The organism is Agrobacterium tumefaciens (assembly GCF_005221385.1).
Lineage (GTDB): Bacteria > Pseudomonadota > Alphaproteobacteria > Rhizobiales > Rhizobiaceae > Agrobacterium > Agrobacterium tomkonis.
Map to the genome: position 1 here is coordinate 110,578 of NZ_CP039903.1, position 12,851 is coordinate 123,428.

Annotated in this window: 14 protein-coding genes, 1 tRNA gene and 1 riboswitch; of the genes, 8 read left to right on the plus strand and 7 right to left on the minus strand. The window is 56.9% G+C overall.

The genetic code is table 11. From position 1 onward, the window contains the following. Positions 1 to 86 precede the first annotated feature (86 nt). Both phoU and phoB read left to right on the plus strand, forming a co-directional pair. Positions 87 to 812 (plus strand): phosphate signaling complex protein PhoU, encoded by a 726-nt coding sequence (gene phoU, locus CFBP6623_RS00555; protein ID WP_046799397.1) that lies wholly within the window; start codon positions 87 to 89, stop codon positions 810 to 812. 30 nt (positions 813 to 842) lie between these two features. Further along, positions 843 to 1,526, plus strand: coding sequence for a phosphate regulon transcriptional regulator PhoB (gene phoB / locus CFBP6623_RS00560; protein ID WP_003493692.1), 684 nt, complete (start codon positions 843 to 845; stop codon positions 1,524 to 1,526). Between the two features lie 387 nt (positions 1,527 to 1,913). Here phoB and CFBP6623_RS00565 read toward each other — a convergent pair whose 3' ends face one another. Next, positions 1,914 to 2,447: a GcrA family cell cycle regulator gene (locus tag CFBP6623_RS00565; RefSeq protein ID WP_046799398.1), complete on the minus strand. Its 534-nt coding sequence runs from the start codon at positions 2,445 to 2,447 to the stop codon at positions 1,914 to 1,916. Positions 2,448 to 2,877: 430 nt separating this feature from the next. Between CFBP6623_RS00565 and CFBP6623_RS00575 the strand changes: the two genes are divergently transcribed. The 3 genes from CFBP6623_RS00575 (at position 2,878) to CFBP6623_RS00585 (ending at position 6,283) form a co-directional block, all read left to right on the plus strand. Further along, positions 2,878 to 4,077, plus strand: a complete 1,200-nt coding sequence (locus CFBP6623_RS00575) for an aspartate aminotransferase family protein (protein ID WP_046799399.1) — start codon at positions 2,878 to 2,880, stop codon at positions 4,075 to 4,077. A gap of 55 nt (positions 4,078 to 4,132) precedes the next feature. Then, positions 4,133 to 5,050, plus strand: a complete 918-nt coding sequence (argF, locus tag CFBP6623_RS00580) for an ornithine carbamoyltransferase (protein WP_046799462.1) — start codon at positions 4,133 to 4,135, stop codon at positions 5,048 to 5,050. Between the two features lie 243 nt (positions 5,051 to 5,293). Next, positions 5,294 to 6,283 (plus strand): Hsp33 family molecular chaperone, encoded by a 990-nt coding sequence (locus CFBP6623_RS00585; RefSeq protein WP_046799400.1) that lies wholly within the window; start codon positions 5,294 to 5,296, stop codon positions 6,281 to 6,283. 51 nt (positions 6,284 to 6,334) lie between these two features. Here the strand turns inward: CFBP6623_RS00585 and apaG are convergent, their stop codons facing one another. Together apaG and CFBP6623_RS00595 are read right to left on the minus strand one after the other, a co-directional pair. Next, positions 6,335 to 6,727, minus strand: a complete 393-nt coding sequence (gene apaG, locus CFBP6623_RS00590; RefSeq protein WP_046799401.1) for a Co2+/Mg2+ efflux protein ApaG — start codon at positions 6,725 to 6,727, stop codon at positions 6,335 to 6,337. Between the two features lie 241 nt (positions 6,728 to 6,968). Next, positions 6,969 to 8,153, minus strand: a complete 1,185-nt coding sequence (locus CFBP6623_RS00595; protein ID WP_046799402.1) for an O-succinylhomoserine sulfhydrylase — start codon at positions 8,151 to 8,153, stop codon at positions 6,969 to 6,971. A gap of 43 nt (positions 8,154 to 8,196) precedes the next feature. Then, positions 8,197 to 8,275, minus strand: a riboswitch (SAM riboswitch). 73 nt (positions 8,276 to 8,348) lie between these two features. Here CFBP6623_RS00595 and CFBP6623_RS00600 point away from each other — a divergent pair. The 3 genes from CFBP6623_RS00600 (at position 8,349) to CFBP6623_RS27050 (ending at position 9,996) form a co-directional block, all read left to right on the plus strand. Further along, positions 8,349 to 9,446: a 2'-deoxycytidine 5'-triphosphate deaminase gene (locus CFBP6623_RS00600; RefSeq protein ID WP_046799463.1), complete on the plus strand. Its 1,098-nt coding sequence runs from the start codon at positions 8,349 to 8,351 to the stop codon at positions 9,444 to 9,446. 57 nt (positions 9,447 to 9,503) lie between these two features. After that, positions 9,504 to 9,577 (plus strand) — tRNA-Gly (locus CFBP6623_RS00605). A 248-nt stretch (positions 9,578 to 9,825) separates the two neighbouring features. After that, complete coding sequence (locus CFBP6623_RS27050; RefSeq protein ID WP_232370433.1) at positions 9,826 to 9,996, plus strand: Arm DNA-binding domain-containing protein; 171 nt, start codon at positions 9,826 to 9,828, stop codon at positions 9,994 to 9,996. Here the strand turns inward: CFBP6623_RS27050 and CFBP6623_RS00615 are convergent. The 4 genes from CFBP6623_RS00615 to CFBP6623_RS00630 form a co-directional block, all read right to left on the minus strand. Next, positions 9,966 to 10,268, minus strand: a complete 303-nt coding sequence (locus CFBP6623_RS00615; protein ID WP_080842331.1) for a PAAR domain-containing protein — start codon at positions 10,266 to 10,268, stop codon at positions 9,966 to 9,968. The genes CFBP6623_RS27050 and CFBP6623_RS00615 overlap by 31 nt on opposite strands. A gap of 73 nt (positions 10,269 to 10,341) precedes the next feature. After that, positions 10,342 to 11,016, minus strand: a complete 675-nt coding sequence (locus CFBP6623_RS00620) for a GAD-like domain-containing protein (protein ID WP_046799403.1) — start codon at positions 11,014 to 11,016, stop codon at positions 10,342 to 10,344. A gap of 21 nt (positions 11,017 to 11,037) precedes the next feature. Further along, the gene (locus CFBP6623_RS00625; RefSeq protein ID WP_232370427.1) at positions 11,038 to 11,898 is read right to left on the minus strand and encodes a polymorphic toxin type 15 domain-containing protein; all 861 of its coding nucleotides are present in this window, start codon (positions 11,896 to 11,898) and stop codon (positions 11,038 to 11,040) included. Then, complete coding sequence (locus CFBP6623_RS00630) at positions 11,895 to 12,851, minus strand: DUF4123 domain-containing protein (protein WP_080842329.1); 957 nt, start codon at positions 12,849 to 12,851, stop codon at positions 11,895 to 11,897. The genes CFBP6623_RS00625 and CFBP6623_RS00630 overlap by 4 nt, the downstream gene beginning before the upstream one ends.

Here is a 12,851-nt window from a genome sequence, read left to right on the forward strand (position 1 = left end):
GCTTTATCGAAACCGAACAAGACTGGTGCCTTTGCCGTGCCCCGTTGGCGTGCACGTGCATGAAGGCCAAGCCGGAGGATTAGACCATGACACAGACAACGACCCATTCGCATATTCTGTCCGCTTATGACGAGGAATTGAAGTTCCTGACGCGCCGCATCGCCGAAATGGGCGGTCTGGCCGAGCAGATGTGCGCCGACGCCGTGCGCGCATTGGTCAATTCCGACGCTGCGCTTGCGCAGAAGGTCATTTCCGACGACGCGATCCTCGACCATTCCGAGCGCGAGATCGGCGACAAGGCCATCGTCACCATCGCCAGACGGCAGCCTGTCGCGGCCGATCTTCGCGAAATCATCGGCACGCTGCGTATTGCCGGCGATCTCGAGCGCGTTGGCGATCTCGGCAAGAACACTGCCAAGCGCGTTATCGCGGTTGCCGGCACCGGCGTGCCGCGCAAGCTCGCCCGCGGTCTCGAACATCTGTCGGAACTGGCGCTGGTGCAGCTCAAGGAAGTACTCGACGTCTATTCCACGCGTTCTGCCGAGAAAGCCAACGCCATTCGTGAACGGGACGAAGAAATCGACGCCATGTACACGTCGCTCTTCCGTGAGCTTCTGACCTACATGATGGAAGATCCGCGCAACATCACCACCTGCACACATCTTCTGTTCTGCGCCAAGAACATCGAGCGTATCGGCGATCATGCGACGAATATCGCTGAGACAATCTATTACATGGCCACCGGCAGCCAGCCGGAGGGTGAGCGTCCGAAGGACGATAGTTCCAACACACTCGGTTCGGTGACCGAATAACAGACAGGCAGAAGCTTGCGGAGTTAGTATATGGTGCCCAAGATTGCAGTTGTGGAAGACGAGGAAGCGTTGAGCGTCCTGCTTCGTTACAATCTCGAGGCTGAGGGATACGACGTCGACACGATACCCCGTGGCGACGAGGCGGAAATCAGGCTGCAGGAACGTATTCCGGATCTTCTTATCCTGGACTGGATGTTGCCCGGTGTTTCCGGCATCGAACTGTGCCGGCGCTTGAGAATGCGGCCCGAAACCGAACGCCTGCCCATCATCATGCTGACAGCGCGCGGTGAAGAAAGCGAGCGGGTGCGCGGTCTTGCCACCGGCGCCGACGATTATGTCGTCAAGCCGTTCTCGACGCCGGAACTCATGGCCCGCGTCAAGGCCATGCTACGCCGGGCCCGCCCCGAGGTTCTTTCATCGGTGCTGAAATGCGGCGATATCGAACTCGATCGCGAAACCCACCGCGTTCACCGCAAGAGCCGCGAAGTGCGCCTCGGACCGACGGAATTTCGCCTGCTGGAATTCCTGATGACATCTCCGGGCCGGGTGTTCTCCCGCTCGCAGTTGCTGGACGGCGTCTGGGGTCACGATATCTACGTGGATGAGCGCACCGTTGACGTTCACGTAGGACGCCTGCGCAAGGCGCTCAATTTTTCGCACATGCAGGATGTCATCCGCACCGTTCGCGGTGCTGGATATTCGATGGAAGCCTGAGCTAAGCCGAACAGCAGCTTCAATCAGCACAACATCTGACCAAAATCAAAAGGCCCGACACCATTCCGGTTTCGGGCCTTTCGGTTTTGAACCTTTCCCAAACACGGCACCTTGACCTTTTGAATGGACAATCGGCGGCCTGTTCGCATGCGGATTGTGGGCTAGAGTATTTCCAGTAAAGCGGTTCTACGTCCGGAAAATGCGTAAAACAAAGAGATAGGGCACGTCCAAAGTTGCCGTTTAAACCGCACGTGCCTGGACCGGGCGGCGTGGAGGAAAGGCCGAACATGCCACCGGCGATTGTTTTCCGGAACCGGCCTGAATTTGTCATAAAAAAACGGGCCCGAAGGCCCGTAGTTTTTGAGTGCTGAATGCGTGCCGCAACACTCAAGCCTTACGGCGCTCACTGACCGGCTGGTAGGCGAGCTTCGCATGGAACTTGCAATAGGGTGAGGATTCCAGCGCTTCGCAACCGCAGAAGTGGAAATCGTCTTTCAAGGGATCACCGACCGGCCACTTGCAGGTGCGCTCGGTCAGTTCCGTCAGCGTCAAGCGACGGGAAATCGGCGTCACTACATTTCTGGAAGGAACGTAATCGAGAACCTGCGCGGTTTCGATATCGATCTCTTCATGAAGAGCCGTTGCTGCGTTCGAACGGCTCATGGTTCGGGCCGGTGCCGCGCTGACGCGTGCCGTGAAATTTGTCGCGCGCGGGGCAGGGGCCGCGGTGCGCTTGGGCGCGGAGCGTGCAGAAGTCACCGGTCCGCCGGCCTTGACGCGTCCCGGCAGATTGAGGCGGTGGACCTTGCCGATCACGGCATTACGGCTTACACCGCCCAGCTGCGCTGCTATCTGGCTGGCGCTCAGTCCTTCGGCCCACAATTTCTTGAGTTTCTCGACCCGCTCGTCTGTCCAGTTCATGCCGCTTCTCCGCTTGTCGCGTATCTTTCGGCAGAATCCCTCTCCGTCTCGCGGGCGCGCCGCGAGCGTGGTTTCTGCCGGATTTTAGGTGACTAGTTCCGCCGCAATGCAGTCTAGTAATTAGCGATTAACCTAGTGCCAGCCCGACTCCGTGGCAAGAGTCGCGGGAATCATCTGGAATCGATTTTCCGGTTTTCCCCAACTTGCTGGCGAGTTGAGTCTGAAAGGCAACACCTTGGGCCTCTTTCGGTGGCGCCTACTAGTGCTTGAGAAGCCCGGGAAACGCGGACTTTTGTTGACATCGGCAAACGAAGTGACAATAGTGCCCCTGCCGCCGCGAGGCGGCATTTTTGATTTTCAGGCGAGGGATAACCTCGCGAGCCTATTGACAACCTTATGACAGCGCATCCGCGCAAGGAGTGATACAGCCATGGCCGAAGCCGCCGCGCCATTGTTCGATACGTTTGCAAGAGCCCCGCTGCGCTTCGAGCGCGGTGAAGGCGTCTGGCTGTTCACGGAGAGCGGCGAACGATATCTGGATTTTGCAGCCGGTGTTGCGGTTAACTCGCTGGGCCACGCCCATCCGCACCTCGTGGAAGCAATCAAGGCGCAGGCCGAGAAGGTCTGGCACGTCTCGAACCTTTATGAAGTGCCCGGACAGGAAAAGCTCGCCAAGCGGCTGACGGAAGCAACTTTCGCGGACAAGGTGTTCTTCACCAATTCCGGTGCTGAAGCGCTGGAATGCGCCATCAAGACCACGCGCCGTTATCACTATTCAAAGGGCCACCCGGAAAAATTCCGCATCGTCACCTTCGAGGGCGCGTTCCATGGCCGCACGCTGGCAACAATCGCTGCCGGCGGCCAGCAGAAATATCTCGAGGGTTTCGGTCCCAAGGTCGAAGGTTTCGATCAGGTTCCTTTCGCTGATGTCGATGCCTTGAAGGCTGCCATCACGTCTGAGACGGCCGCGCTTTTGATCGAGCCTATCCAGGGCGAGGGCGGTATTCGTGCGCCGAGCAAGGAATTCCTGCAAATCCTGCGTGGATTGTGCGACGAGCACGGCCTTCTCCTGATTTTTGATGAAGTGCAGACGGGCGTCGGCCGCACGGGTAAGCTGTTTGCCTATGAGCAGACCGGCGTTGCGCCTGATATCATGGCGGTTGCCAAGGGTATCGGCGGCGGTTTCCCGCTTGGCGCATGCCTTGCAACAGCGGATGCCGCCTCCGGCATGACGGCCGGTGTGCATGGCACCACCTATGGCGGCAACCCCCTGGCAATGGCGGTCGGCAATGCGGTGCTGGATGTCGTTCTGGCCGACGGTTTTCTGGAAAAGGTTCGTGATGTCGCGCTGGTCTTCCGCCAGGGACTGGCATCGCTCAAGGACCGCTATCCTGATGTAATCGAGGAAATTCGTGGCGAAGGCCTGTTGATGGGCATCAAGGCGAAGGTTCCTTCGGGCGATCTGCTGCAGGCCATGCGCGCGGAGCACCTGCTCGGCGTTCCGGCAGGTGACAACGTCATCCGTCTCCTGCCGCCGCTCGTCACCACGGCGGAAGAGGCCCGCGAAGGGCTGGCGCGAGTGGAAGCGGCTGCCGCCTCCCTGACAGCGAAACAGGCGAAAATCGCCTGAAACCAATCAAGGGCGGGCCTCTTCCTGGAGGCTCGCGAGCATGGGACAGTTTGAAATGGCTTCACCAAAACATTTTCTAGACCTTTCGGCCGTTGGGTCGGAGGATTTGCGGACGATTCTTGATGATGCGCGGGCGCGCAAGATTGCCACCAAGGCCGGCACTGCGGAAAAGCCGTTAGCCGGCAAGATGCTGGCGATGATCTTTGAAAAGCCGTCCACCCGAACCCGCGTTTCCTTCGATGTCGGCATGCGTCAACTCGGCGGTGAGACCCTGTTCCTGTCGGGTACGGAAATGCAGCTCGGTCGTGCGGAAACGATCGGTGATACGGCCAAGGTTCTGTCGCGTTATGTCGACGCCATCATGATCCGCACCACGGATCATTCGCGCCTGCTTGAGCTTGCCGAACATGCAACCGTGCCTGTTATCAACGGCCTGACGGACGACACCCATCCCTGCCAGATCATGGCGGATATATTGACGTTCGAGGAACACCGCGGTCCGGTGAAAGGCAAGACCATTGCCTGGACGGGTGACGGCAATAACGTGTTGCACTCTTTCGTTGAGGGCTCGGCCCGCTTTGGTTATCGCATGAATATGGCGGTGCCCATGGGCTCTGAACCGCATGATAAGTTCCTGAACTGGGCGCGCAATAATGGCGGCGAGATCGCGCTATATCATGATGCCGACAAGGCGGTTGCCGGGGCAGATTGTATCGTTACCGACACCTGGGTATCGATGAACCAGGAACACAAGGCGCGCGGCCACAACATCTTCCAGCCCTATCAGGTGAATGAAGCACTGATGGCCAAGGCCGATAAGGACGCACTGTTCATGCACTGCCTGCCGGCGCATCGCGGCGAGGAAGTAACGGACGGCGTTATCGACGGGCCGCAATCGGTGGTCTTCGATGAGGCGGAAAACCGGCTCCACGCACAGAAGTCCGTCATTGCCTGGTGCATGGGCGTCATCTGACGAACATCGTCGGTTCCGACTGATGCCTGCCAGGTGCTTGAACTTGGCCGCATACATTACCATCTGTGGGACTTCGAAGAGGCTCGTCGGTTTTTTGCTGGCGGGCCATCATCAAGATTTGCACGATTTTCCCCGGAGGCGGTTTCGCTTCCCGGATCTCTGTGCGACAAGCGGAAAAAGCACATTCAAAAAGCCGGACTTTTGGACGGTAGCGGCGCAACGGCTGCGCCAGGGAGTTATGATATGGCAGATGTAACGGTTGAACTGGACGATCTCGTTCTTGCTGGCGACGACAAGGTCGTGCCCTTTCAGGTCGAAGGTCTGGATGTGCGCGGTCGCGCCGTACAGGTTGGGCCGCTGCTGAACGCCATCCTCGAACGGCACGACTATCCCACGGTTGTTGCCCGCCTGCTGGCGGAAGCGACCGTTCTGACGGCGCTGATCGGCACATCCCTGAAGTTCTCCGGCAAGCTTACGGTGCAGACCAAGGGTGACGGCCCGGTGGACCTTCTGGTCGCGGATTTCACCGCACCCGAGAGCATGCGCGCCTATGCCCGTTTTGACGAAGAACGACTGGCCGAGGCAATCGCAGCCGGCGCCACCTCGCCCGAACAGTTGCTGGGCACCGGTATTCTCGCTTTTACGATCGATCAGGGTATGGGCATGCAGCCCTATCAGGGCATCGTTCCGCTGGATGGCTCGTCGCTGGAAGAAATCGCCGGGGTTTATTTCCGCCAGTCTGAACAGCTTCCCACCCGCGTGCGCCTCGGCGTTGCCGAGTTCTTCGACCGTGACGGCGAAGGCAAGCCACGCCATGGCTGGCGTGCCGGCGGCGTGATCGCCCAGTTCCTGCCGCAGGCGCCGGAGCGTCTGCGCATGCGCGATCTCCACGGTGGTGATGGCGATGAAGGCGGTTACGAAACGGTGGAAGACGATGCCTGGACCGAGGCTGTAACGCTGCTGAATACGGTCGATACCGATGAATTGACCGACCCGCAGGTGCCGGTCGAACGTCTTCTGTATCGGCTTTTCCACGAGAGTGGTGTGCGCATTTATGATCCGCAGGCCATTTTCGATCGTTGCAGCTGTTCGCGTGACAAGATCAAGGGCGTTCTGTCCGGTTTCACCGCTGAAGAGATCAAGGCGAGTGAGGAAGACGGCGCAATTGCGGTGACGTGCGAATTCTGCTCTACCACCTATCGCTACGACATCAGCGAGTTTGAAAACGTCTGAGTAGAAAGCCGCGCTTTTAAAAGGCGCGGCTTCTCAACCGCCTTGTGAACCTCAGTTCAACACCCGCAAAAGCCCGGGTGAATCCAGCGAGAAGGCGGGTATGGTGACGTTGAACACCTCGCCCTTTTCGGTTTCCATTTCATAATGGCCGAACATCAGGCCTGAAGGTGTGTCCAGCGGGCAGCCGGAAGAGTACTCATAGCTGTCTCCGGGGTTCAGGTGTGGTTGCTCACCAACGACGCCTGGCCCGTAAACCTCATCCACCTGGCCGTTCTGATCGGTGATATGCCAATACCGGTTGACGAGTGTCACCGTCATATCAGAGTTGTTCGAGATCACGACTTTATAACCCCAGACGTAACGGTCGTCATCCGGGTCGGATTGTTCTTCGAGATAATACGGATCGACCGTTACCTCGATATCCCTTGTCAGAGCACGATACATACGCGCCACACCTCGATATTATGCCTGTTGCCATCATCCTACACTATAGGCTCTGGCTATCGTCAAGAAAATGAACGGCTTGACGGGCGGGAGCCACCTGTTGTCGCGCCGTTTTCCACCGTTAGGGATAACGATAAAGGTAAATATTAGTTGCCCGCCACAGGATTTTGCCCCTTGCGGAGCCGGCTGCGGCGCCACGGCCCAACGCAGGGTAGGGCCATGGCGCTTATGGATTGAATTCTCAGGCGGAAACGGCTGCCAGCCCCTTCGCCAGATCTTCCAGCAGGTCGTCCGTATCCTCGATACCGCAGGAAAGACGCAGAGTTCCGCCGGAAATGCCGAGTTCGGCGCGCGCCTCATCGGAAAGGTTCTTATGCGTCGTGGTTCCGGGGTGGGTGATAAGGCTCTTGGCATCGCCCAGATTGTTGGAAATCTTCACGATCTCCAGCGCGTTCTGCAACGCGAAAGCCGCGTCCTTGCCGCCCTTCAGTTCGAAAGCCACCAGCGTCGAACCGCCTGACATCTGCCGCGCGATAATATCGGCCTGCGGGTGATCGGCGCGACCGGGATAGATGACCTTGGCGACCTTGCCGCTACCGGCGAGGAAATCGGCGATCTTGCCGGCATTTTCCGTCTGCTGCTTGACGCGCAGCGGCAGGGTCTCGATGCCCTTCAGCAGCGTCCACGCGTTGAACGGCGACATGGCCGGACCGGTGTGGCGGAAATAGTCCTGCAGCTCTTCCTCGATCCATTTCTTGTCGGAAAGGATCACGCCGCCGAGGCAACGGCCCTGGCCATCAATATGTTTGGTCGCCGAATAAACTACGATATGGGCGCCGAGTTCGAGCGGCTTCTGGAAGAGTGGCGTCGCAAATACATTGTCGACCACGACCTTCGCGCCGATCTGGTTGGCAAGCTTTGCCACGCCGGCAATATCCACCACTTCGAGTGTCGGATTGGTCGGGCTTTCAAGGAAGAACAGCTTGGTATTCGGCTGGATCGCCTTTTCCCAGTTGCCGAGATCGCGTCCGTCGATCAGCGTGCATTCGATGCCGTATTTCGGAGCAAGCGTCTCAACCACCCAGCGGCAGGAGCCGAAAAGGGCGCGGGCAGCAACGATATGGTCGCCTGCACGCAGCTGGCACATGATGGCGGCGGTGACGGCCGCCATGCCGGAGGCAAGCGCCCGGGCGTCTTCGGCACCTTCCAGCAGGCACATGCGCTTTTCGAACATGTCATTGGTCGGGCTTGCATAACGGGCATAGATGAACCCGTCCGTTTCGCCCTTGAAGCGCGCTTCGGCGGCTTCGGAGTTTTCGTAGACGAAACCCTGGGTCAGATAGATCGCTTCAGACGTCTCACCATAGGGGGAGCGTAGCGTGCCGCCGTGAACGAGCTGGGTTGCCGGGCGCCATTTATTGCTCATGTGATCACCTTCAAAACAAAAAAACCGGTCGCAAAAGCAGACCGGTTCCAAGCACCCGGTCTTTTTAGCCACTTGTTTAACGTGGCTGCAAGCCGACCGGCCAAATCACCACGGGATAAGCTTGCCATACTGCCGTTATCGGCTTGCGTCAATGCTTTCCTTTTGGTTTTGTCGCCGTAAAAAGGAATGATGATCATGACGAGAACCACGGGCATTTTGGCGGATGGCGCTATCCGGGCGCTGTTTGCAGGCGGCAAGCTGAAGAGCGAGGCCGAGCTCGATGTTGACCAGGTGCAGCCCGCCAGCCTCGATTTGCGGCTGGGCTCAAAAGCCTATCGCGTTCGTGCCAGCTTCATGCCCGGCCCCGGAACCCGCGTCATCGACAAGCTCAATCGCTTCAGCCTGCACGAGGTTGACCTCTCTGAGGGCGCCGTGCTGGAAACCGGTTGCGTTTATATCGTTCCGCTGATGGAAAGCCTGGAACTGCCGGCGGAGATGTCGGCTTCGGCCAATCCCAAAAGCTCGACCGGTCGCCTTGATATTTTCACCCGCGTGATGACCGACAACGCGCAGGAATTCGACAAGATCCCGGCGGGATATACCGGCCCGCTTTATCTGGAAATCAGCCCGCGCACCTTCCCGGTGGTGGTTCGCCGCGGCTCGCGCCTGTCGCAGATCCGCTTCCGCATCGGCCATTCGCTGCTCAACGAAAGCGAGCTTTTGAAGCTGCACGAAACGGAAACGCTGGTTGCCAGCGAAACCCCCAACGTGACGGGCGGCGGCATCGCGCTTTCGATCGACCTCAAAGGTTTCGGCGATAATGGCCTGATCGGTTATCGCGGCAAACACCACACGGCTGTGGTGGATGTCGACAAGAAGGCCCAGCACGACGTTCTCGATTTCTGGGAGCCGCTTCATGCGCGCGGCCGCGCCGAGCTGATCCTTGATCCCGATGAGTTCTATATTCTCGTCTCACGCGAAGCCGTGCACGTACCGCCGCTTTACGCCGCCGAAATGACGCCTTTCGACCCGCTGGTGGGCGAATTCCGGGTCCACTACGCCGGCTTCTTCGACCCAGGCTTCGGCCATGCGCAGGCCGGCGGAACCGGCAGCCGCGCGGTGCTGGAAGTGCGCAGCCATGAGGTGCCCTTCATCCTCGAACACGGCCAGATCGTTGGCCGCTTGGTATATGAACACATGCTGCAGAAACCGGAAGGCCTCTACGGCACGGGTCTTGGATCCAATTATCAGGCTCAGGGCCTGAAACTCTCCAAGCATTTCCGCGTGGAATAATGAACCCGCCGGGCGCTTGACACCCGCTGCGAACTGTCCGATGTCTTTTTTCACGGTGCGGGTGTAGCTCAATGGTAGAGCAGCAGCTTCCCAAGCTGAATACGAGGGTTCGATTCCCTTCACCCGCTCCAGCGACCTTTCCAACAAGACCGATGACGTCCACGAAACGCTGAATTTTCAGCGTTTTTGCCTCACGCGTGCGTAAGGTCGTGCAACGGTATGCAGTGACATCCAGCAATTTTGTCGGTAAAAATTACGGTATTCATCAACGTGGCGGGAAGCCGATACCGTAAAATGGCCCTGACAGACATTCAGGTAGAACGCCAAAGCCGATAGCAAGCCGCGCAAGCTGTCTGATAAGAAGGGGCTTTACCTCTACATTTCGGTTGCCGGTGGCAAGTCCTGGCGGTTCGACTATGATTTTTTCGGTAAGCGAAAAACACTGACGATTGGGGTATACCCTAATGTTCGGCAATTCGGCGACCCGAACTTTTACTGGGCGCTGCGAGCATATCAGCTCTATTCAAAAGTTAGCCACGGAACACCTTGAACGAGCCTACCACCATGCGCGCAGCTGTCGCCTAGGCGGGATATCTGTTTCCCATTAATACTTGCAACGGACGAGCCTGCGATGATCTTGTCATTAGTAGGCACGCCTGCGCACAGACATGTGTCACCAACTGTGGCGATTGGTACACCTTCGACGTTCACAAAACTCTGCTGCGTCGAATTTACCGGTCCCCCAATATGAGGTTTAGGACCGGGGTCGATCATAGGGCATATATGCATATGGCCTTTTAAACTGACCGGGCGTCCAACCATTCAACTTTCCTTTTTTCGGACAACCTTACTATGGATTGGCAATTAAGCGTTGCGAGTGAAGATGACCAAACAACTAATTACCGATTCTGCGCACGTGTCGGGGTGGGAAGGGTGTCATATCAACCAGTTGGAAATCATGCGCCTGTGCAAGTATGCTCATATGTGGAAAGGCGTCATATACGATCAAGCTGTTGGCGTTTCTGGGGCCACCAAAGGCAAGGATGGGCTTGAATCCGTAGATTTGCCCAGCTCCAAGATCACCAAGTTTCGATTGTGCCACCTTAAATAATGGTCTGCCGTTTTCGTCTGGCATGTCGTATGAGTCATCGTCAACCATCAGTAAACTCGTTAAAATCGTCAAGTTTGGGTCGACCCCCTGTTTAGGAGAGGTTAGCCAGCGGCAAGACACCTGACTTTCCGGTAGAGTGACATAAACACTCCGATGAGTTTCGTTCCAAGCGAGTATTTCCCCGAAGGCGCTGAAGCCTATGGCGTGTGTTTTCTCAGGATCTAAATCAGGATCTCCTAAAAGGACTTGGTCGAGAATAGGTCGATACTTGTCGGGATCGCAAAGTTGAAAGTAACCGCTCCAAAAAACCCCAAGGCCAAGCTCGTCCCAAACTTTGAAGATAGATTCTGGAAGGCGGCCCATGTACTTTTCGCTGTCAACCGGGCCACGCCCCTTTTCCAGCTGACCCGCAGTCAATTTGGTAAGAACAGCTTCAAGCCTAGTTTGATATGAAACCATATGATCACCTTTCAAATTTGCTCAGGACGTTGGAATATTTGACTGACCTTGACCTTGTCCCGAACCCGCCCCAATGCTGCCCCCTGATGTTGCATTGTCGGGGTCGGAAGCGCCAGCCTCGTCACACAATTTAAGTTTGGTATTACTTTTTTCGCCCTTTTGTCGTGCCTTTTCTGCGTGTTCCTTTAATTGTTGCAGTCGTGTTTTTCCGCTGTCTCCCGCCTTGGACCACTGAGAACCTATAGACCTGTTCGCCGACCTCGGTGCTAACCCACCGTCTTTTGTTGAAAACTCCCCTGTACCACCGGCGGAAAGATCAGGCGTATGGATCACATCCATAGTTTTGAGCTCTTTCTGAGCAGCACTCTTAGCTGCTGATTCAGTGAGTTCTCCGTTACTCTCCATAAGGTCTTCTATCTTGTTGCGCAGCCACTTGCTTCGGGCTGCCGCACGATCAGCAGCATCTGTCGCGCCTCTACCGATCTTTTCGTAAGTGTCCATGTTTTTGATAAGCTGGTCGGGCGGAATATTGTTTATTGCATCTTGCTGTTCTTCGAGTTGTCTCTTGAATTCTTTGATCTCATCAGGCGTCGAGCCTTTTGGAGGTTTGAAGCAATCGATTTCCCCACAATCAACGCAAGGCTTGGCCTGTTCGCTCTCCTTGGTCTTGGCGTCAGCGTCTACATTCGCACCTTCCATATAAGATGCGATTGCGGAGGCAGCCGCTCTACCCGCCATAGCGCCGACTTGTCCACCTATCCATGCTCCAACCGCTGTACCTCCAGGCCCAGCGAGGCTGCCAGCCAAGCCTCCAATAACACGGCCAAGCCAACCTCCTGCGATAGCACCGCCCGCCCCGGCGACTGTTGTCGTCGCACTCATGCAGGCACTCCAGATGCTGACGGATTAGAACGCAAGGCATCGACGGTGTGGTCAATCAGGGATTTAACCCTATTATCGGGTGTGTCGCCGCCATCGCCAACATAGTTTCGCACCTCCGGAGCATCTGCCGCCTTTCCATCGGACATTATCATGACGTAAGCCCAGCGAGCGCGACCGCGCTCCGTCTTGATACCAAGCTCATCGGCAGATTTTTCGCTGGCCAAGGTGGCACCCCAAATGAAGTTATCGTCGACGCCAGAAAAATACGGCGGAGTATTCGCTTTCAGGAACCGGGCTATTCGGAGTCGAGAGGAATGAAGCATGGCTGCTTTCAGCTTTTCAATTTGGTCCCGCTCAATTCGCAACGGGCCGGGCGGAGTAGCAGGCAGGTCTGCCGGCGCCTTTACTCTCTTAACCCCACCGTAGTCCGGTGCGTTGAAAACGACGCAGTCTGCAGGGCCCAAGAAGCGGGCAATCTGCGGCCTTGTCAGAATTGGAAGAAGAGCGCCGAGGACATTAGGGTCCCAATGTCGAAACAATACGCGTTCATACTGGGGTGAACTCGAAGCTGGCAGATTGCTACTTGTCTGCTCCAGTGGGATCATAACCTCGTTAATAGTCCTCAGGTGACGGTAAAGATCATCGGTTCCAGACGGACAGGACCAATAGACAGCGCAAGCATTTTTTGCGTCTAGCCAGCCTATATAAGAGCGCACGGGGATAGCCGAGAGATCGACTAACCATGGTCCTGACAAACGAAAATCGGCGGAAGCACCTTCAAGAAACAATGACCGGGCACTGATACCTTCTTCCTGAAGGATGCGCGGAAGATTATCAAATGCACCCCCATCTAAAACGACGGACACCTGTCCCGTCATGGCCTCTACGGCTTGTCTTGTAAGCTCGGCGGTCTCGTTCGGATTTGGCAGATCAATTATGGGTGTGTCGTTCAT

Excerpts from the sequence above, each read along its gene's own strand:
- apaG (WP_046799401.1), bottom strand. The coding sequence starts at position 6,727 with ATGTATCGTGCTCTGACAAGGGATATCGAGGTAACGGTCGATCCGTAT.
- CFBP6623_RS00585 (WP_046799400.1), top strand. The coding sequence starts at position 5,294 with ATGGCAGATGTAACGGTTGAACTGGACGATCTCGTTCTTGCTGGCGAC.
- CFBP6623_RS00620 (WP_046799403.1), bottom strand. The coding sequence starts at position 11,016 with ATGGTTTCATATCAAACTAGGCTTGAAGCTGTTCTTACCAAATTGACT.
- CFBP6623_RS00595 (WP_046799402.1), bottom strand. The coding sequence starts at position 8,153 with ATGAGCAATAAATGGCGCCCGGCAACCCAGCTCGTTCACGGCGGCACG.
- CFBP6623_RS00575 (WP_046799399.1), top strand. The coding sequence starts at position 2,878 with ATGGCCGAAGCCGCCGCGCCATTGTTCGATACGTTTGCAAGAGCCCCG.
- phoB (WP_003493692.1), top strand. The coding sequence starts at position 843 with ATGGTGCCCAAGATTGCAGTTGTGGAAGACGAGGAAGCGTTGAGCGTC.
- CFBP6623_RS00615 (WP_080842331.1), bottom strand. The coding sequence starts at position 10,268 with ATGGTTGGACGCCCGGTCAGTTTAAAAGGCCATATGCATATATGCCCT.
- CFBP6623_RS00630 (WP_080842329.1), bottom strand. The coding sequence starts at position 12,851 with ATGAACGACACACCCATAATTGATCTGCCAAATCCGAACGAGACCGCC.
- phoU (WP_046799397.1), top strand. The coding sequence starts at position 87 with ATGACACAGACAACGACCCATTCGCATATTCTGTCCGCTTATGACGAG.
- CFBP6623_RS00565 (WP_046799398.1), bottom strand. The coding sequence starts at position 2,447 with ATGAACTGGACAGACGAGCGGGTCGAGAAACTCAAGAAATTGTGGGCC.
- CFBP6623_RS00600 (WP_046799463.1), top strand. The coding sequence starts at position 8,349 with ATGACGAGAACCACGGGCATTTTGGCGGATGGCGCTATCCGGGCGCTG.
- argF (WP_046799462.1), top strand. The coding sequence starts at position 4,133 with ATGGCTTCACCAAAACATTTTCTAGACCTTTCGGCCGTTGGGTCGGAG.
- CFBP6623_RS00625 (WP_232370427.1), bottom strand. The coding sequence starts at position 11,898 with ATGAGTGCGACGACAACAGTCGCCGGGGCGGGCGGTGCTATCGCAGGA.